Annotated in this window: 13 protein-coding genes and 1 pseudogene; 6 read left to right on the top strand and 8 right to left on the bottom strand. The window is 40.1% G+C overall.

Annotation, left to right across the window (positions count from 1 at the left end):
* Positions 1-97 precede the first annotated feature (97 nt).
* A complete protein-coding gene (locus ICL16_RS01040) occupies positions 98-691 on the bottom strand; it encodes a chromophore lyase CpcT/CpeT (RefSeq protein WP_190825039.1) in 594 nt (197 codons plus the stop codon).
* A gap of 161 nt (positions 692-852) precedes the next feature.
* Here ICL16_RS01040 and ICL16_RS01035 point away from each other — a divergent pair, with 161 nt between their 5' ends.
* A complete protein-coding gene (locus tag ICL16_RS01035) occupies positions 853-2,076 on the top strand; it encodes a tetratricopeptide repeat protein (RefSeq protein ID WP_190825038.1) in 1,224 nt (407 codons plus the stop codon).
* Positions 2,077-2,115: 39 nt separating this feature from the next.
* Here the strand turns inward: ICL16_RS01035 and ICL16_RS01030 are convergent, their stop codons facing one another.
* The gene (locus ICL16_RS01030; RefSeq protein WP_190825226.1) at positions 2,116-3,387 is read right to left on the bottom strand and encodes a glycosyltransferase; all 1,272 of its coding nucleotides are present in this window, start codon (positions 3,385-3,387) and stop codon (positions 2,116-2,118) included.
* A gap of 408 nt (positions 3,388-3,795) precedes the next feature.
* Here ICL16_RS01030 and ICL16_RS01025 point away from each other — a divergent pair, with 408 nt between their 5' ends.
* Together ICL16_RS01025 and ICL16_RS01020 are read left to right on the top strand one after the other, a co-directional pair.
* Positions 3,796-4,593 carry an SDR family NAD(P)-dependent oxidoreductase gene (locus ICL16_RS01025; RefSeq protein ID WP_190825225.1) on the top strand — a complete coding sequence of 266 codons (798 nt, stop codon included), beginning with the start codon at positions 3,796-3,798 and terminating at the stop codon, positions 4,591-4,593.
* Positions 4,594-4,601: 8 nt separating this feature from the next.
* Positions 4,602-4,922, top strand: a pseudogene (locus ICL16_RS01020) (GMC family oxidoreductase); the annotation flags it as partial.
* Positions 4,923-4,962: 40 nt separating this feature from the next.
* On the opposite strand, the gene ICL16_RS01015 reads toward ICL16_RS01020, so the two are convergent.
* The 6 genes from ICL16_RS01015 to ICL16_RS00990 form a co-directional block, all read right to left on the bottom strand.
* A complete protein-coding gene (locus ICL16_RS01015; RefSeq protein WP_190825037.1) occupies positions 4,963-6,219 on the bottom strand; it encodes a glycosyltransferase family 2 protein in 1,257 nt (418 codons plus the stop codon).
* A gap of 99 nt (positions 6,220-6,318) precedes the next feature.
* The gene (locus tag ICL16_RS01010; RefSeq protein WP_190825036.1) at positions 6,319-6,786 is read right to left on the bottom strand and encodes a DUF2141 domain-containing protein; all 468 of its coding nucleotides are present in this window, start codon (positions 6,784-6,786) and stop codon (positions 6,319-6,321) included.
* Between the two features lie 161 nt (positions 6,787-6,947).
* A complete protein-coding gene (locus tag ICL16_RS01005) occupies positions 6,948-7,928 on the bottom strand; it encodes a glycosyltransferase family 2 protein (RefSeq protein WP_190825035.1) in 981 nt (326 codons plus the stop codon).
* A gap of 26 nt (positions 7,929-7,954) precedes the next feature.
* A complete protein-coding gene (locus ICL16_RS01000; protein ID WP_190825034.1) occupies positions 7,955-8,959 on the bottom strand; it encodes an NAD-dependent epimerase/dehydratase family protein in 1,005 nt (334 codons plus the stop codon).
* A 109-nt stretch (positions 8,960-9,068) separates the two neighbouring features.
* Positions 9,069-10,247: an ABC transporter permease DevC gene (gene devC, locus ICL16_RS00995; protein WP_190825033.1), complete on the bottom strand. Its 1,179-nt coding sequence runs from the start codon at positions 10,245-10,247 to the stop codon at positions 9,069-9,071.
* A gap of 53 nt (positions 10,248-10,300) precedes the next feature.
* A complete protein-coding gene (locus ICL16_RS00990) occupies positions 10,301-11,497 on the bottom strand; it encodes an ABC exporter membrane fusion protein (protein WP_190825032.1) in 1,197 nt (398 codons plus the stop codon).
* A gap of 490 nt (positions 11,498-11,987) precedes the next feature.
* On the opposite strand from ICL16_RS00990, the gene ICL16_RS00985 reads away from it, so the two are divergent.
* The 3 genes from ICL16_RS00985 (at position 11,988) to ICL16_RS00975 (ending at position 19,573) form a co-directional block, all read left to right on the top strand.
* Positions 11,988-13,316, top strand: a complete 1,329-nt coding sequence (locus ICL16_RS00985) for a ParB N-terminal domain-containing protein (RefSeq protein WP_190825031.1) — start codon at positions 11,988-11,990, stop codon at positions 13,314-13,316.
* A gap of 470 nt (positions 13,317-13,786) precedes the next feature.
* Positions 13,787-14,062, top strand: a complete 276-nt coding sequence (locus tag ICL16_RS00980) for a hypothetical protein (RefSeq protein WP_190825030.1) — start codon at positions 13,787-13,789, stop codon at positions 14,060-14,062.
* Between the two features lie 123 nt (positions 14,063-14,185).
* On the top strand, positions 14,186-19,573 hold the full coding sequence (locus ICL16_RS00975) for a type I polyketide synthase (RefSeq protein WP_190825029.1): 5,388 nt from the start codon (positions 14,186-14,188) through the stop codon (positions 19,571-19,573).
* Positions 19,574-19,651 lie beyond the last annotated feature (78 nt).

The following is a 19,651-nucleotide window of genomic DNA, read 5'->3' as shown; positions in this document are numbered from 1 at the left end:
CAGGAAATCCTTCTGTGGCGTTGGCTGTTTTAGAGACGCTCCGGTGGAGCGTCTCTACTGAATGTGGGCTGTTGTACAGACTTCTGCCGGAGCGTCTCTACTGAACTTTTACTTCGTCGGCAAAACTACCCCAACGGACAAAATAAAATGGTCCAGCGACAGAACCCCAAATATGCTCATCAGTTTCTGGATCTCGTCCTCGATCTAAACTAATAAATTTATCTGCGTCAATCTCAAATTCACTATCAAGATATGTTTTTTTCCCTTTGCGAAACACGAAACAGCTTTTTCCTGGTTCAACTTTACCTTTGAAACTGTGACCTGTCCATTCTACAATCATGTTGCAGCCTGGTAATTTTTCTAAATCGGCAGCAGTTAAGGTTTTGAGGCGTTGAAGATCGCGGGATGCTCCGTAGAACTGTTTTTCTTCTTTGATGCTGTAGTTCTCAATTTCAATGTGATCTCCTACTTGTACTAACTTTAACACTCGCACACGATAGGGATCGCTAAGCATGTAGTCATAAGCTTGTTCTACATAAAGACCTACTCCTGACAATACTTCTAGAGGTAGGGGACGCATACATACTCTAATGTGAGCATAAAAAGGAGGGTTTTCAAAAGCTTGTTCTTGATTGCTGAAATCAGATGCCATCCAGCGGGCTAAAGTAGCAATATCCGTAGAATGAGTCATTACAAATGATACACCAATTGCTTGAAATAGTATTATTTTAAAGCTTGAGGAGAATTTTTTGTTAAATTTCGTCAAATGGTTAATAGTTAATTGTTAATGGTTAATAATTGATAACAATTAGCAATTAACAATTAACCATTAGCAATTAAGGTAAAATCCCTATGTTACGGCGCTTAAGTGTAACTATTACTGCCACTGCTACATTATGGCTGCTTTGCAGTTCATTAACGCTAGCACAAACTAAAAAGCCTAAACAGCCGGATAAATTTCTTCCTAATCCCTTAGAGATTACCACTCCAGATCCACTATTACCACAACCGCAACAGCCGTTAACTCCAGCAGAGCGTCAAAAGCTAGAAGCGGCGCTGGATGAGTTGAATCAACAAGCAACAGCTAAACTACAAGCAGGTGATCAGGTAACAGCGTTTGAAATTTGGAACCGGGAACTACGCCTGCGCCGCGCCTTCGGTGCCATCGCAGAAGTGCAAGCACTTTCACGAGTTGGTGCGATCGCATGGCGTAATAATGAGCGTCAACAATTACAATACATCACTCAGCGATTGCAAACAGTTCAAACCCAAGCTAAATCCCAAAATACTTTAGACTTACAACTTTTGCAAGCTTTGGGTCAAGCTTATCAACAAGTGCGCGAACCTAAACTTGCTCTGTCAGTTTATGAGCAAATTTTAGCAACTGTGAGAACTTCTCAAGATGCCGCAGCAGAAATTGAAACGCTAAAACAGATTGGAGAAATACATTTGAGTTGGTTTGACTATCCCTCTGCGGCAGCAACATATGAGAAACTACTTAGTAATGCCAATAATAGCGGCGATCGCATGGGAGTAATGACGTACCTGCAACAGCTAGCTTACATTTACGAGCAGGCAAAACAACCCCAGCAGTCTGTAAACATACGTAACAAACTCGCCGAAATTTATCTCCAGGAAAATAATCTTACCCAGTTAGCAGCATTGAAGCTGGCGATTGGTTCAGATTACGAATCCTTAGCACAAAAAGACCCAAGTTTACTACAAAACGCTTTTAAGAATTATCAAGAAGCGTACACCACTGCTTGGCAATCAGAGCAGTACGTTCGTGCTGGTGAAGCTTTGCAGAAGTTAATTGCGCTGTATCGTTCTCAAGGACAAATAGAAGAGGCTTTGCAAACTAGCCAAATTTTGATCAAAACGCAAGAGTTAGCAGGAAACTTTTATGGTTTAATGAACGCCTATGACCAAATCGGACAAATAAATTTGCAACGCAAAGACTATCCACAAGCACAAGCAGCTTTTCAAAAAGGGCTACAATTAGCCCAACAGTTAAAGTATGATGAAACATATTTTACTGAACAGATTCAAAAGCTGTCTGGGCAAACTTTAAAGTAACAGAAAAAAAAGTGTGGGGAGTGAAGCTCCCCTACTCCCCTACTCTCTCCTAGAAGCAGAAACCTGTTTTTGCCCAGAAGCTTGTACAAGCTCGTAGAGTTTGTTCTCAAACTTCTTCATACACGCTGTCCAATCAAATTCGAGTATGGAGATCCGAGCTTGTAAAGACATTTCTGCTTTAAGTTCAGGATCTTCTAAAATCGTAATCACTTTGAGAGCAAAATCCTCTAAGTTGTTAGGTTCTGCTAAAAAGCCGTTATAACCTGGTAACACCTGTTCTTTGGTTGAAGGTGCAATAAATGCAACCACAGGTGTTCCAGAAGCTAAAGCTTCATTATTTGTCGTGCAAAAGTTTTCTGTAACAGAGGGGTTGACAAATACATCGGCACGAGCAAACCAGCCCAAAAGTTCCGTTCCGTGGGATTCACCCCATACAGTAATACCACCAAACTCTCTAGCACGCTCATGAATTTCCCCATCTAGGGGACCACTACCAATAATTACTAAATGAACGTTAGGAATTTTAGCGGCGATCGCCGGATAAATATCCAACAGTTGAGTGACATTCTTTTCTGCGGTAATGCGTCCGACAAAAAGTATAGTTGGTCTGTTATCGTTAGGAATAGGGTTATAACAAATATTTCCCGGATTAAACTTTTGACAATCAACTCCTTGATAGGGCAAATATTCGCTCTTCTTAGATTTCATCTGTTGATACTTAGTCAGTTGTTCTTGAGAAGAAAAGAAGTTGACATCATAAGCTTCGCTAAACTGCTTGATTATCAGTGGAATAATTGGACGAATAAAGCTGAAAAACAAATCTCCCATGTAATACCTGATATAAGCAACAATATCAGTATGAAATAATGATATTGTTGGTGTACCTGTGAGCTTGGCGTATTCAGTGGCGATGGGACGACCATAACCTTGTAAAAAAAGTGAGTAGAAACCTCTCATTTGTGCAGCTTCTTCAACTACCACAATATCAGGTTGAAAGGAACGTAATAACTTGGTATCACTCCAGTGTCGATAGTGTAGTGGTTGAGGAAGAGACTTGTAGAATATGAGCGGTTGTGTTGGGAAAGCAAAAGAGGAAAAATTAGGGTAAGACTGTAACTCATCTAGCCCTGACATCGGGCGAGAGCTAACATGTTTCGGGTAGCGATCATTAATTTGTGGGTGAATGAGAAAGACTTGATGTCCTTGCTGTAATAACCAACGAACTCGCTGGTGTACGGCAACTGTTACTCCTGATAAAAACGGAGCATACAAACTTGTAAAAATTGTAATGCGCAGAGGTTGTCTCATAATTCACACTGTTTGTTGTATATTTGTAGAGACGTTCCGACGGAACGTCTCTACACAAATTCGGTGTTATGACTGTCAAACCACATTTTCAGTCATGATTATTACTAACTACTGCTGAATAAAATTGTGGTTGATTTAGTGCTATTCTATGTTTTTAAATAAGCCGCAACTGTTAATTTGCAACTAAATCAAAATAGCTGTATTTTGATTTCACAATATAATCAAGTTATATTGATGTACAAAATACCTAAAAAAGTATTAAAAGTACTATTTTTATAATTGAATTTAGCTAAACTAACGATTAATCGAAAAAAACAGGCGTTGCATACTAAATCAATAATTCTGTAGACTAAGACGCAAGAAAAAACATTGCGACGAGTGGGATTGGGCTGGAAATTTAACTAAATTAACATTATGGACATAGCAGGTAAAACAGTGCTATTAACTGGAGCATCCGGCGGTATTGGTGTATATATCGCTCGTGCTTTGGCAAGAGAGAAAGCAACTGTGGTGTGTGTTTCTCGTTCTCAAGTACAGTTAGATAACATATGTGCTGAAGTTGAAATTGCAGGAGGTAGAGGAGTAAGTATCCCCTTTGATATTAGCAAAGTAGCAGAATTACCTGCTTTATTACAGCAGGTTAATCAACTTGTCGGTTCAGTCGATATTTTGATTAATAATGCTGCAATTGAAAAATACCGACCTTTTCAAAATTACTCTTTTGAAGATATTCAGTCAATATTGACGACTAATTTAATTGCAGGTATGGAGTTAACTCGTTTGATACTACCAAGTATGTTAGCATGTAATAGTGGTCATATTGTGAATATTGCATCTGGTTCAGGTAAAAAGGGAGCGCCTTACAACAGTATTTATTCAGCTAGTAAAGCTGGTTTAATTATGTGGACAGATGCAATCAGGCAGGAGTTAGCAAATACAAATGTAGGGGTTTCTGTCGTCTGCCCAGGATATACAAAAGCAGGAATGTTTCTGAAATTTGGCAAACCAGCTCCCAAGTTAGCGCGTGTCTCTGAACCGACAGAAGTGGCGATCGCAGTGTTAAAAGCCATCAAGCAAAACCAAGGTGAAGTAATCCTAGATGGAATTTTGACTAAACTTTTATTTTCCAATATACAACTTTTCCCACAATTTGGGGATGCAATTTTCCGGTGGATTGGTGTAACCCAGATCAATCAAGCCTGCGCATAAAATCAAACTTTAATCACTTGATTAAGCGTTGGAATCAAGTGTTAAAATCAATCGAGCCACCGAAAAAATTTGGGTCATTTTCATTAAATCTTACATCAAAAATGACGTGGAAAGAGGTTGCACATGTTGCACATCAATGTGGTACATGCCGTTTTGGGGAAGATGCCAAAACTTCGGTGCTTAATATTAATTGCCGTACCCATGATGTGGATAACCTTTACATTGTTGATGGTAGTTTTTTCCCATCTAGTAGTGCTGTGAATCCGTCCTTAACTATTATGGCCAATGCTTTACGAGTTGGAGAGCATTTACTGGAAAGATTAATTTGAAGGAGTCAGGAGTCAGGTTCTGTCTCCTGTCTCCTGATTTTCAAAGCGAAACCTTAGGATCATCTGGTTGAGCTGACAACCGATATGGGCGGTAGTCGAGCAAACGAATATTCCAAGGACTTTTGATTTGATAAGTCACACCTCGCCAGTTGACTTTTGTCATAGTTAGAGAGGATATCATTGCTAAGCCGTAAACCCACTGACTTAAAGGTATTCCTATGAACATTTTTAACAGTGTAGGAACTGATAATTTTGTGAGTCGTTGATCGTGATTGCGCAGGATCGGCTGTACTCCTTTTTCTAAAGCGCAAGCCAACAAAAGTGCCGCTAGTGTATAACCACCAAGGCTGTCAAAAAACACAGTTGCCGCATCCCATTGTCCTGTTAACAATGCTAAGATCAACAATACTAATATTACGTTCGGAAGCAAAACGCTTAAAATTGCGTCTACAATTATACCCCACCAATGAGGGTGGTAAAGTCGAGAAGAAAGCAGTTGTCGCTTGAACCAGTGGTAGATGCTTTGTAAAGTACACTCTTCACGGTTGAGAATTATTAAAGAAGGTACAAATACAACTCGCTGACTATGTTTTGCCAGAATACGGCTAATCATCATATCTTCGCCATAAGCTTGTCCCCACTTATCTAGCAATCCGGTTTGGTGAATTACTTCTGTTTTCAAAGCCAATGTACCACCCCAAGCAATGCGGAAAAAGTGCATTTGTACTACTGTGGATATATTGCACATGTACCGCACTAAAGATCCCCAGTACCTACCTGGTACATACCAATGATTTCCTGTTGTTGCTCCGACTTTAGGATTGGCTAAGGGAGTGACTAATTCACGTAGCCAGTTAGGATGAACAACTGTATCAGCATCTAATAAAGCAACTACTTTGTAAGAATCATCTAGTTCGGAAATAGCCTGTATGAGAGCATGACATTTGAGACTACAATTAGGGTTAGGTGTCTGTAGAAGACTAACATGTAAGTTAGTTGCTCCGTTTTTGCGAATTATATCCGTAATAATGTTCCAAGCTGGGTCTTCTTCACTATCGACAATCAACTTTAAATCATACTGTAGGTAGTTCTGATTTAATAGTGCTTGTAGACAATTGGAGAGATAGGGATCGGCTCCACGTATGTAAAGAATGACTGCTGTTTTGGGTAAGAGATCGTCTGGTAATGATTTTTTGCGGTAAAAGCGTAGGTATAGCAAGAACAAAAGTGAGATAATTACCTGATCCCCCCACCAACCCAGTAGAATCTTAGAGAGAAATATTGCTAAGTCTTTCATTGTGTATTATGCATCGACAGAAATTAAACATGCATTATTCAGAATCTTTGTAGAGACGTTCCGGCGGAACGTCTCTACATGTTTTTTCGGATATATGTATTATGTGTCTAGTGAATATTTCATCTGAATTTTAATGGTTGCATTTTTCACTAGCGAAAAACTAGCAGTGCGGAACTTTGGTGTACCAGTTTGTATTGATACAGTAGGATTGTTAGAAATCCCAAAACCTTCTTTGGGAATACCGAAAAAGTCTGTATTTAGTTTATTATCTCCATTTTGATCGTCAACTACGGCAACAGCATAAGTTCCTGGCTTCAAGCCGTAGAACTGCTTAGTTACAGAATTTCCTTTTATTTGCGTGCAGCCACTTTTTACTTCACCGCGATTTCCCAGCGGAAATCCTTGTTCATTGGAGAATACTCTTAGGCAAATTTGACCTTGTTTGTGACTAATTCCATCAACTACAACAGTTAGTGTTGGCGTAGCTTGTGCATTTACTGTTTTAACTAAGCTGAAGCTGAAGACAGTTGCAAGTAATAAAGTGCTGATTTTGGAGATTTTTAGCATAATCTAGTTACTCGTTTTGAAGGCAGCTATGAGTCACGGGCAGAGAGCAGAAAGTAAGTAGTTGTAGGTTGAGTTAAGCGAAAGCGAAATCTAACAAATGCCTTTGAGTGTTGGGTTTCGTAACCTCAAACCAACCTACTAATTTCTTAACTCCGTTTGCTTCAAGAAACGCTAACGTGTTGGATAAATTTATTTTGCCAACGTTTCCACAAGATTTGAGCTACTATTAGCAAATCTTTGAGTAAAAGATATTCTGTTCCTTTTAGCTGCTTGAGCAAACTAATAAAACACCATGTTTGCTCGTTCCACTTGAGTGGAAACAACCATATAGAGAATAAATACTCCCAGAATATTCTCCAATGTGGAAACAGAATTTTACCCTCTTTTGTCGAATCAAACCACACTGTATAAGCATAAAAATCAGGCAACATATTCAATGAGTATTGTGGATTGTTATTGGTAAACACCAAATAATCGGGACAAAACATACTCAATGATTGTTGCTGATGGTGGCGAGCAAAGAATAAGTATTCGGGGATTTCATGAAACCGTCCCAAAAGACCAAGTCTTAACAATAAAATTGCGTCTGCAGCACCGTAACCGCCCATAGGTGGTGTCATTTTGAGAACGCTGGCGCGGATTACGCCATAACATTGATAGCATAGATGCTTAGTAAGCAGTTCATGAAAACGCTCATGTGGTTTGGGTGAATCGGTTTTGAGCGTGATATCATAGTTCTGTAAAAATTTACCTTCTTCATCAATGAAGTAAGTTTTAGAGTGACACAAAATTACGCTCTTGTCTTGATCGAGTACTTCTATGCACTTCTGAAGAAAATTAGGAGCGTGTAGATCATCATGAGCTACCCATTTAAAGTACTCGCCTGAAGATAATTCAAAGACACGATTAAAGTTGCGAGCACAACCGATGTTCTTTTGATTGCGGTAGTAACGAATGCGTTGATATTTTTCAGCGTATGCTCTACAAATTTCCTCAGTTTTGTCTGTTGATGCGTTGTCAGAGATGATTAACTCGAAATCTTCAAAGCTTTGAGCCAAAATTGAATCTATGGCTTCTTTGATAAATTTCTCCCCATTGTATACAGGTAGTCCAATACTCAATCTTGGTTGATGATTGCTCATAAGATGTTAACGTGGATTTACGTGGACTATTGCTTCAATTTTTGAATATCAGTTGTTTGTAGCCATGCCTGTATGTGCCGCATTCCTTCTTCTAAATCTATGGTTGGTTCATAATTTAATACGCTCTTTGCTTTAGCGATCGAATAAGCATGGGGACGAGACATAAAATCTACAACTTCTGGAAGAATATCTGCTGGTTGTCGAAAAAGCTTCTGTCCTTGATAGCGCAACTTCAAAAATAGTTTGAGTTCATCTTTGGGCATAGAAAAAGGCGCAGGTAAATCAGCAATGTCAGCTAAGCGCGTAAAATAATCTTTCCAAGAAGTTTCTTCTCCGTCAGTGACATTAAAGATTTCACCGTATGTTTCTTTTTCTATTGCCAGAAATATGGCTTGGATCAAGTTGTCAACATACACATGGTTAATGACTCCGCGTCCTTCATTTGCATATGCAAATAACTTTTGGCGCATCAACTGTAGAGGTCTGACTATCCACGGGAAGCATCCTGGTCCGTAAACATCTCCTGGTCTAATGATGATAATGCCAAAATCTGGTGGAGCATTGTGTTGTAAAAGTGCTTTTTCTGCTTCTATTTTCGTCTGACAGTAGGGATTATTTTCACTGGATAGGGGTCCAGTTTCTGTGATACCATTAGGATAGTTAAAGCCGTAGACTAGAACACTGGAGATATGAACAAAGGTTTTTACTCCGGCATTCTTAGCAGCTTGAGCCATGTTGACTGTTCCGCCAACATTTATCTTCCGAAACTGATCGAGTGAACCTCCTTCTTTGGCTACTTCAGCTGTATGCAACACAATGTCTACCCCGTTGCAGGCTTTTTTAGCAGTAGCGGGATCGGTTACATCACCAACAATCACTTCTGCACTCAAGTTTTGCACTTTTATGTTCTGCTGCGTGGGGCTTTGCAATCCACGGACTTTCATTCCTTGTGCGTGAGCTAGCTCAGCAGCACGCATGCCGATAAAACTACCAATTTCGGTGATGAGGAGGGTTTTGTTTTGAAGGTTCATAGAAGATAACGAATGTAAGCGAGAGATTTTGAATCTGTGTCATTTGTCATTTGTCATTTGTCATTTGTTTATTACTTTCTTCTGGCTCCTGACTCCTGACTCCTGACTCCTAGAAAATATCTACTGGATCTGCTGAGTAGAGTTTGTTCATAGCTAATGCTCCAGAAGTCATACACATCAAAATTGTCGATATCAACACAATTACCGCGTTATTTAAAGACATCATAATGGGTAACTTAGTAGCTTGCATGGCAAAATCGTATAATAACCAAGAGATTACAAATCCTGGTATATAACTTAAGACTGCAAACATGAAAGCCTGGAGAAAAACTACTCTCAATAAATAATTATTGGCATAACCTATTGCTTTTAAAGTAGCGTAAGCTATCAATTGAGTGGAAATATTGCTGTAGAGAATTTGATAAACAATAACTATACCGACAACAGCAGCCATCGACAGCATGAGATTAAGTATAAAACCAATTGGTGTTCTATTTGCCCAATATTGTTTTTCAAAATCAATAAAACCTTGGCGGGTGAACACAATCACATCATCAGGTAAGTTTTGCTGCAAATTTTTCATGACTATTTGTGCATCAACACCTGTTTTGAGGGAGATTGCACCTACATCTATCATCTCGGCTGGACGACTATTAGGAAATATTCTGAGGAAAGTTGTGTCACTAACAATTAAATTTCCATCTACCCCAAATGAAGGACCTAATTTGAATAAACCTCCTACTCTAACTCTGTAACCAGTCATGGAGTTAAAGGGAAATATTTCAATGAACGGCTCAGTTTTCTCTTTAACAAATCTTTCAGCAACATTTCCAAATTCTCGTCGAGAGTTTTGGTCAAATAATACTACATCAGGAATCTTAATTTTATCCAAATTCTGCTCAACTTCTGGCATATTCATTACAGGTTTTCCTGGTTCAAAACCCATAACATATATTGAGTATTTTTCCCCGGTAACAGGATTTTTAAATTTGGCAAATCCCAGGTACATGGGGCTGACTGACTCTACGCCATTAAATCCTAAAGCTTGATACAAACGAGTCCGAGAAAAGCTTTGGTTGGCTGTCAAAGCTTTATATTGAGAACTGACTAAAAATAAATCTCCTTGGAGGTGACGATGTACTTGGGTAGCACTAGAATACAGCGCATCTTGAAAACCAAGTTGCATAAACATCAAAATTACAATAAAAGCAATACCAGCTACAGCTACTAAAGAACGAACTTTGTTGCGGACAAGTTGTAGCCATGCCAAGGGAATTTTGACAATCATGGTGCAGATTTGGGAAAATATAATTTTTAGTACAGTTAGCTGTTAAGTGTTGACTAGATCTGAATCGCAACATCCACCTGTAAGTTGGTTAATCCAGAAACTTGTTGACTATCTGTTGGGTTATTAATGCGGATTTTGACTTCAACTACTCGGCGATCTGTTTCTGCAGTTGGATTCACACTTAAAATATTTTGTCTGTCAACTTGCAAACCGATCTCGCTGACAGTTCCTTGTATTTTTTTAGGAAAGGCTGTGCTGGTAATGGTAGCTTTTTGACCTAAACGTACTTTGTTAATATCAGTTTGGTAAACTTCTGCCACTACAATCATCTGAGATGTTTTACCTATCTCTATAACTCCTTGATTACTACTTATTTCTCCTGTTTTTGTGTTGACTTTCAGAACTTTTCCATCTATGGAAGATTTAAGATAAGTTAAGTCATAATCCGCTTTTGCCTGTTTGACAGCTGTAATCGCACTTTGAACTTCTGCTTGTGCTAACTTAACGTCTACAGGACGTACTTCTTTAATACTCCCTAATTTAGCTTTTGCCTCTGTGATCTGTTGATTAATAGAGTTTAATGTACTGTTGAGGTTTGCTCTGGCTTCGTTTAGTTGCTGTTGTAGAGTATTTTGTTGTAACCTTTTACTATCTGCTGTGGTAGCGGCAATAGCTCCTTGTTCGTATAGTTGTTGATACCGATTGTTCTCTGTTTGGGCATTTGCTAACTCAGCTTCTAAACGTGCGATCGCCGCTTGCTGAGTGGCTGCTTCACCTTGTAGTTGAGACTCCAAGCGAGCGATTGTTGCTTTTTGCGCATTAATGTCACCTGTTTTTGCCCCTGCTTGTACTTGTGCTAGGCGAACTTGAGCAATTTGAACTTTGTCTGTAGCTTGTTGCAAAGCTGTTCTAGCGCGAGTGTAACCTTCTAGCCACGCTATAATCTGTCCTTGCTGAACGCTCGCGCCTTCTTTTACCAATAGTTTTTCCACTCTAACACCGCTCAGAGAACTAGGGGCAGATAATTTAGTAACTTCACCTTGAGGCTGTATACGCCCTAAAGCAGTAATAGCAACTTTAGCTGGGATAGCCTTTACAGGTTTTACTGGCTGATTAACATTTGACTGCAATCGTGAAATACTGTATATAGAGACTAACCCAGCGATTACAGTGAGTAAACCCGTCAAAATTATGATTCGCCACCAAAGAGAAGGTTTTTTGTATAATTGGCTTTCTTGATCTGCTGCCATATTTTCATTCCTATTGTGCTATGTCAAAAGATAGCTGAGAATAGCTATGTTAGTCGGTTACAATTGACTCCAGAAGGAAACTAATTGAAAAAAGAAGAACTTAGCACCTCTATCTGAGTGCCTTGAACTTCAGTTCAAGGCTAATAGTTGAAGTCAGCTAAAAGCTGACTAAAAGAATTATGTAGTGGTGTAAGATTTGAGTTAGCGTTCTTCTTAGCCTCTGGGCGTAGAGCGTGAGACAAAACTTTACTTACCCTAATTGCTGTAAATTGCCAAACTTGCTTCCTACTATTGCAAAAAACTTTGATTTTGTCAACTCAATAACTATAGGTTACATCTAAACTGGAAATTTGATTGTTCATTTTGGGAACAAACTAGTAGAGCCATTAGGTCGTTTACAATTGAACATAAGCATTTGAGGGCGTGAAAACAAAATACTAATTTTATTTACACCCCTTGGGGCAACGCCGAAGGCAGAGGAGCCATAATTATGCCCATAGTACCCATAAACCAAATTGAAATTGGTTCTAACCGCCGTCCAATCAGAGACGACAAAGTAGCAGAGTTAATGGAATCAATCAAGGTTAATGGTTTATTAAACCCGATTACAGTAGATCAAAACCTCACCTTGATTGCTGGATTGCACCGTCTCACAGCCTGTAAACTGTTGGGATTAAAGGAAATTGAGTGCAATACTGTTGTTTATGAAGATGCCGATCAAGCTCGACTAGCTGAAATTGATGAAAATTTCATCCGACATGAATTAGAACCGCTGGAACGAGGAAAGCTTTCTTTAGAGCGAGAGGAAATCTTGGAGCGCATGGGTAGGAGAGCCAAAGCTGGGGATAACCAATATACGCGCAAAGGTGGTGAAAGCAATTCGCCACCAGCCAAAACTACTTTGGAGTTAGCTAAAGAAGCTGGTTACAGCGAACGTACCTTGCAGCACGATAAGCAGATTGCCAGGGACATTATCCCTAAAATTCAAGAGTTAATTAAAGGTACGCCACTTGCCAAAAACAAAACAAAGCTCTTGCAAATAGCTAGGACTGGTAGTAAAGAACGCACCCTAGCAGAGCAAGCACAAAAATTTTCTGAAGAAGCTTTAGCTAGAGGAGACGAGGAAGAAGCCGCTCACCAAGCAAAACTAGCGGCACAAGCTAAAGCTATGCAAGAAGAGTTACAAATGCAGGCATTTCAAAGTGCTTTAGCATCTAAGGAATCTAAGCCACGCAAGAAAGTCAAACCAGAACGGCAAAAAGAGGTTTTGATCGTGACTACGAATCAAAGCGTAGTCAAAAACGGTGATGAATGGTTTTTAGATCGGCATTTAGTATACTGTGGCGATACTTCTAGTCAAGAATTTATACAGATGCTACCGAGTAATGCTGCTTTGGCGATCGCCACCCTGTCATCCACTTGGAATCATGATTACTTAGTCGATGAAGCAAAAATTGTCGCCGTAATACGTTCGCAAGGTGAAATTTATGAATTTTGTCGCCGTCAGCGGATGCCTTTTCAATACGAATTATTAATTGGCAATTTATATGTAGGTATTTTCTCACGCCAATCAGTAGCCAAACCACAAACTCCAATAAATATTGAAGGAGTAGAGGGAATAGTCTCCTACTTATTAAACTTGTACACAAATCAAAATAATTATGTCATTGCTCCTTTTATTGGACATGGTGAAATTTTAATTGCTTCCGAAAGGATGGGATGTACCTGTTTTATTGGAGATGAGAATCCTGAATTAGTACATCAAGGAATCATTAGGTGGCAAAAATGGACGGGAAAGCAACCAAAAAAAGCTATTTAATCATAAAGCTACTTGTATTACTCAGAAAGTGTTTTAAAATGCAGATTTTTGTGAGAAATTCAAAGTTTACTTTTCTAAAAATTACCACTAATCAAAATGTTAATAAACTTTGAGTTCACAAAAACTTTGAAAATTATAGTAGTCAAATATACTTTTTTATTTCTGGTAATCTTTACTTTGCTAAAAATCTATTTTTTTTATAAAAATACCAAAAACAAACTATTCAATTTCTACCAGTTGTGCTAGTGTTTGTATTAATTCTAATGCTTTAAGGCAATTAAGCACATCCGGGAGCATTAATAGCGAGTAAAAAACTAAAAAAGCCTAATTGCCATTAATAAGTATTACTTGAATTGTGGTTTCAAGTTTTTCAAGGATTTGGATGAGGAGTGCTGTTTCTGTAACGGATTTGTCAAACTTTGTTTGGTCTAAGTCCCTAAAATATATTATCTTGGACGCTAAAACTGGCCATGCCATTTATCAAAATACAGAACGTTGTGATTAACACTAGCTACGTTGCCGCAGTTAAATTTAATAATCAAACTGCTTCTGGCGAAAAAAGCGTTTCTGTTCTCCTAGCTACTCCCAAGTTTCCATTGATCCAGTGTGAAACCATAGCGCAGAATCTGTATCATTACGAATGGGTTGAGTTTACTGGTCAAGCAGCCAACGCACTGCAAGACTATTTTAGTAGCTTCAACAATGTAATTGATCTACTACCACAACAGGATACGAGTGTTGTATAACATACAGCGCTACTGGCAGATAGGATAGCTGCTGTAAAAAAGAGATAGTTCAAACATAAGATCGCATCACAAATTACAGCAGCAAAACAATCCACTGTACTAAAACTTAATCTATACCTTCTTATGTCTGCTTATTCAATTGATACTGCCTTAGCCCAGCTAAAAGCTCAAATAGATAGTTTTGAAAAGGCAGTGTTTAAGGTTATTGAGGAGAAAAAAATGTCGGAGAAATCTTCTGTGTCAATCAACAAAATTAACAGAAAACTGCAACATAACCCTATCGCCATCGTTGGTATGGCTTCTCTTTTTGCTCAAGCAAGAAACTTACAACAATACTGGCAAAACATAATTAATAAAATTGATTGCATTACTGATGTTCCTTCCTCTCACTGGAATATTGAAGATTATTATGACCCAAATCCGAGAACACCAGAAGACAAAACATACTGTAAAAGAGGCGGATTTATCCCTTACGTAGATTTTAACCCAATGGAATTTGGCATACCTCCGAGCATTTTAGAGGTAACAGATGTTTCCCAACTATTGAGTTTGGTAATTGCCAAAGAAGCAATGGAAGATGCTGGCTATGGCACATCCCGTGACTTTAATCGCGACACTGTTGGAGTTATCTTAGGCGTAGCAATGGCAAAGCAACTGGGAATGCCACTTGCTGCTAGGTTAGAATATCCTGTCTGGGAAAAAGTACTCAAAAGTAGTGGCTTATCTGACGAGGATACCCAAAAAATTGTCAAGAAAATCAAAAGTGCCTACGTTAACTGGGATGAAAATGCTTTCCCTGGAATGTTAGCGAACGTAGTTGCTGGCAGAATTGCCAACCGTCTCAACTTGGGAGGGATAAACTGCGTAATTGATGCAGCTTGTGCTAGTTCATTCGCAGCTTTAAAAATGGCGATTAGTGAACTTGTAGAGTATCGGTGCGACATGATGCTAACTGGTGGAGTTGACACCGACAACACCATCATGGCTTACATATCTTTCAGCAAGACACCCGCTGTTACTCCTAGTGAAACTGTCAAACCCTTTGATGCCAAATCCGATGGAATGATGCTAGGCGAAGGCATTGGCATGATTGTCCTTAAACGTCTAGAAGACGCTGTACGAGACAACGATAAAATCTACGCAGTGATCAAAGGGATAGGTACTTCTAGTGATGGGCGCTATAAGAGTATTTATGCTCCCCGTCAAGAAGGGCAAGTAGCAGCATTAAAGCGTGCTTACGATGATGCGGGCTTTCCAGCAGAGACTGTGAGTCTGGTTGAAGCTCACGGCACTGGCACTATGGCAGGAGATCCTACAGAATTCGCCGCCATCAAAGAATTCTTTGCTGAAAAGGGTACACAAAAACAACAAATTGCACTTGGTAGTGTTAAATCTCAGATTGGACACACAAAAGCTGCGGCGGGTGCAGCAAGTCTAATCAAAACAGCTTTAGCGCTACATCACAAGATATTACCACCCACAATCAACGTTACTCAACCCAACCCCAAACTCAACATTAAAAATTCGCCGTTTTATTTGAATACGGAAACTAGACCTTGGATTCGGGCCGAAGGAGAAGCACCAAGACGAGCGGGTGTCAGTTCTTTTGGTTTTGGTGGCACAAATTATCACGTTGTTTTGGAAGAATACGAAGCTGAACATCAAAGTGCTTACCGCATCCACAATACTTCTAATGAAGTGTTACTGTATGCCCAAAATCATGCACAATTGTTGAGCAAATGTGAAGATATTCAAGGTTTGTTGCAATCTGATGCGGGTGACAAGCATTATCTGGAACTGCTAGAGGAATCTAAATCCACAGATATTCCTCAGAATGCAGCTAGAGTGGGGTTTGTCGTAGATTCTCGCGTTGAAGCTTGCAAGTTACTACAAATCTGTATTGATTTACTCAAAAATAAAGCTCAAGATTTGCATTGGGAGCATCCTCAAGGAATATACTACCGCCAAAGTGGTTTGTCCTTAAGTGGAAAAGTCGTCGCTTTGTTCTCAGGACAAGGTTCTCAGTACTTGGATATGGGGCGGGAATTAGTGATGAATTTCCCGCAGATGCGACATATGTATGGCTATATGGATAGCCTTTTACTTAAAGATAATTTGCAGCCGCTATCGCAGATAGTTTTTCCCCAACCTGTATTTGAGGAAGCAGAAAAAAATGCCCAAGTAGCTGTATTGCAGCGTACAGAATACGCTCAGCCCGCTATTGGGATGTTAAGTGCTGGACTTTATAAAATACTGCAACAAGCCGGGTTTAAGGCAGATTTTTTGGCAGGACACAGTTTTGGCGAACTAACTGCTCTGTGGGCTGCCGGGGTTTTGAGTGAAGAAGATTACTGCTTTTTAGTTAAAGCTAGAGGGCAGGCAATGGCGGCTCCCCAAGATCCTGATTATGATGCAGGAGCTATGCTGGCGGTGAAAGAAGAAGTCGGCAAAGTAGAAGCAGTTCTCAAGCAATTTCCCTCAGTGGCGATCGCTAATCTCAATTCTCCCCGTCAAGTTGTCTTAGCAGGACCTGTAGCCCAAATTGAGAAAGCACGGCAACATTTACAAGATCAAGGATACACTGCTGTTGTACTACCTGTATCAGCAGCTTTTCATACCCCACTAATTGCTTTTGCACACAAAGCCTTTGCCCAAGCAATTAAAACTGTTAATTTCCACAATCCGCAAATTCCTGTTTACACCAACGTCACAGGAAAGCAGTATCCCCAAGACTCAGCAGCCATTCAGAAAATCTTAGAAACTCATCTGAACAACCCCGTACTGTTTAAGCAAGAGATTGAGAATATCTACGCATCTGGCGGTTATTGCTTTGTTGAAATCGGACCAAGAAAAATTCTCTCTAACCTCGTCAAAGATATTTTAGGAGAGCGCCCCCATATAACTGTAGCTTTGAACCCCTCTGCACAAAAGAATAGCGATCGCTCCTTACGCTCCGGCGTTGTTCAGTTGCGCGTAGCTGGTTTATCTCTGAAAAATCTCGATCCTTACCAACTACCACAACAACCACCTTCAACCGAGAAAAAAGCTCTGAGCGTCAGCTTAAATGGTATTAACTACGTTTCTGAGAAAACAAAACTCGCATGGGAGCAAGCTTTGCAAGATGGGCATCAAGTAAAATTAGCAGCTCCCCAATCTCTCGAAAACGTGGAGAAAGTGAATACCGCAAAACAAGATGAGACGGAAATCCGAGTAGAAGAACATACGAACGTAGGAACACAGGAGCAGCAAAGCACAGGAGAATTGAAGTCTACTCTCTCTCCATCATCCTCCTCCCCCCCTGCCTCCCCTGCCTCCCCTGCTTCCCCTGCCTCCCCTGCTTCCCTTACTCTCCTGAACCCCACTCCAGCACCTCAACTAGCTCCTGTGAAAATGCCAGCAACACCTGACAAACTTGTAAATTACCAACGGCTTTTAGAAAGCTTAGAATACGTCTTAACACAGTTTCAGCAAAATCAATCTGAGAATTTACAAGTTCACGGACATTATCTCAACCATCAGCAGGAATATGCTAAAACCTTTTTCCAACTGATGCTGCAGCAAAATTCCTTGTTCGCCAACACTCCATCTTCAACAGAAGCAGAAGAATTCAAGCCAGTGGCGATGGAAAGCTTAGAGCGTAGCATGATGCAATTTCACTCCCAACAAAGTGAAACTCTACGCATTCATGAGCAATATCTTCAGCACCAGTTGGAATACACTAAAAACTTTTTCCAACTGATACAACAAGAGTATTCTCAGCTAGTCACGGGGTCTGCTGTAACATTACCTGTAAGTAGCGATCGCCTTCAGATTACTTCTGAAATTACTACTCAACACCATACCCCTGTCCTTGCACCTGTAGTTGAAGAACCTTCTGTAACAGAATATACCGTAGAGCCGTCCCGGCGGGACGGCTCTACTCCGAACCCCATTACCCCATCTATTGTTGAGACATCCCAGCCGGACGTTGCTGCTTTACCCATTGTACAGCCGTCCCAGCGGGACGACTCTACTACCTCATCTGGTGCAAGTATAAATTTGACAGATTTGGGTAAAAATTTGTTAGCTATTACTAGTGAGAAGACTGGTTATCCAGTGGAGATGCTGGATTTAGATATGGATATGGAGGCAGATTTAGGTATTGACTCCATTAAGCGGGTGGAAATTATGGGTGCAATGCAGGATATGTATCCTGATTTGCCTAAGCCTAATGTGGAAGAGTTGGGAGATATACGTACTATTGGGCAAATAGTGGAGTATCTTCAATCTCTTGCTTCTGGTTCTGTGGGAGTGGAAGTTGCTGTTTCTACTGTAAGTGAATCAGTGATTGGTTTGGAAGTGAACGGCCAAGACGCCAAGTACGCCAAGGAAGAGGAGAAGGAGAAGATACGGGTAGAGGAAGAGGTATTTGTATCTCCCGTTCTTTCTGTATCTCCAGCTTTAGTTGAAGAAAGTGTAGTAGTTGGTGTAGATGAACCAGTTGGGGTTGATTTGCCTGATTTTAGTCAGTCTCTGTTAGCCATTACTAGTGAAAAAACAGGTTACCCAGTAGAAATGCTGGAACTGGATATGGATATGGAGGCAGATTTGGGGATTGATTCGATTAAACGTGTGGAAATTTTGGGGGCGTTGCAGGAGATGTACCCTGATTTACCTAAACCTAATGTGGAGGAATTAGGGGAATTACGCACTATTGGTCAAATAGTAGAGTATCTTGAAAAGTTAGTTGGGGGTGAAAAAAAAAAGTCTCAGCCCCCGTCTTGCAACCCACCAGCTAGTTTAAATAGTAATCCTCTACGTCGTCAGATCAAACTTAAGACTCTACCTCAACCAGATTTTTTGGATTTTGCTTTGCCGGAGGGACACGTTATCTTACTTACTGATGATGGTTCCCTCACTACTTCTAAGTTAGCTCAATCTCTAGTGGCGCAAAATTGGAAAGTAGTTATTTTCAATTACCCACTATCTCTTGTTCCCCAAAGAGCGCCTTTACCAGCAGAAGTTTATCGTTTAGAGTTGGCTTCTTTGAGTGAAGAGCATTTGCAAGAACAGTTACAGTCTGTTATTGTTAACTACGGACCGATTGGAGCTTTTATTCATCTTAATCCTGTGTTTGAGTTGAGTCGTAATGGTAGAATTCCTTATCTTGAAGAGGAAAAAGCAATAGTCAAGCATGTCTTCTTCATGGCGAAACATCTGAAAAAATCTCTCAATGAAGCGGCGCGTCGTGGGCGTAGTTGTTTTTGTACCGTAGTTCGTCTTGATGGAGCCTTTGGCTTAGAACATACAATCAATTTTGGTCCAATTAGCGCTGGATTATTTGGATTAACTAAGACTCTTAACTGGGAATGGGAACAAGTATTTTGTCGAGCGATCGATCTGAGTCCCGTCATTGATGCACAAGACTCTGCACATCATATCATAGCCGAGTTACACGATCCCAATCGTTACATTACCGAAGTAGCTTACGGTTCACAAGGACGAGTTACCCTCATCAGTACCCCCTGTTAAGTATGCGGGAACCGTAGAGACGCCCCGTCGGGGCGTCTTTACTACAAATTATCCCATCAGCCCCAAGCATCAATTTCA

The sequence above is a fragment of the Iningainema tapete BLCC-T55 genome, from assembly GCF_014698965.1.
Classification (GTDB): domain Bacteria; phylum Cyanobacteriota; class Cyanobacteriia; order Cyanobacteriales; family Nostocaceae; genus Iningainema; species Iningainema tapete.
This window is presented reverse-complemented; position numbering and strand designations above follow the sequence as displayed.

Bases quoted from the DNA above. Each gene is read 5' to 3' on its own strand.
- ICL16_RS01040 (WP_190825039.1), bottom strand. From the start codon at position 691: ATGACTCATTCTACGGATATTGCTACTTTAGCCCGCTGGATGGCATCT.
- ICL16_RS01010 (WP_190825036.1), bottom strand. From the start codon at position 6,786: ATGCTAAAAATCTCCAAAATCAGCACTTTATTACTTGCAACTGTCTTC.
- ICL16_RS00975 (WP_190825029.1), top strand. From the start codon at position 14,186: ATGTCTGCTTATTCAATTGATACTGCCTTAGCCCAGCTAAAAGCTCAA.
- devC (WP_190825033.1), bottom strand. From the start codon at position 10,247: ATGATTGTCAAAATTCCCTTGGCATGGCTACAACTTGTCCGCAACAAA.
- ICL16_RS01005 (WP_190825035.1), bottom strand. From the start codon at position 7,928: ATGAGCAATCATCAACCAAGATTGAGTATTGGACTACCTGTATACAAT.
- ICL16_RS01000 (WP_190825034.1), bottom strand. From the start codon at position 8,959: ATGAACCTTCAAAACAAAACCCTCCTCATCACCGAAATTGGTAGTTTT.
- ICL16_RS00980 (WP_190825030.1), top strand. From the start codon at position 13,787: ATGCCATTTATCAAAATACAGAACGTTGTGATTAACACTAGCTACGTT.
- ICL16_RS00990 (WP_190825032.1), bottom strand. From the start codon at position 11,497: ATGGCAGCAGATCAAGAAAGCCAATTATACAAAAAACCTTCTCTTTGG.
- ICL16_RS01035 (WP_190825038.1), top strand. From the start codon at position 853: ATGTTACGGCGCTTAAGTGTAACTATTACTGCCACTGCTACATTATGG.
- ICL16_RS00985 (WP_190825031.1), top strand. From the start codon at position 11,988: ATGCCCATAGTACCCATAAACCAAATTGAAATTGGTTCTAACCGCCGT.
- ICL16_RS01015 (WP_190825037.1), bottom strand. From the start codon at position 6,219: ATGAAAGACTTAGCAATATTTCTCTCTAAGATTCTACTGGGTTGGTGG.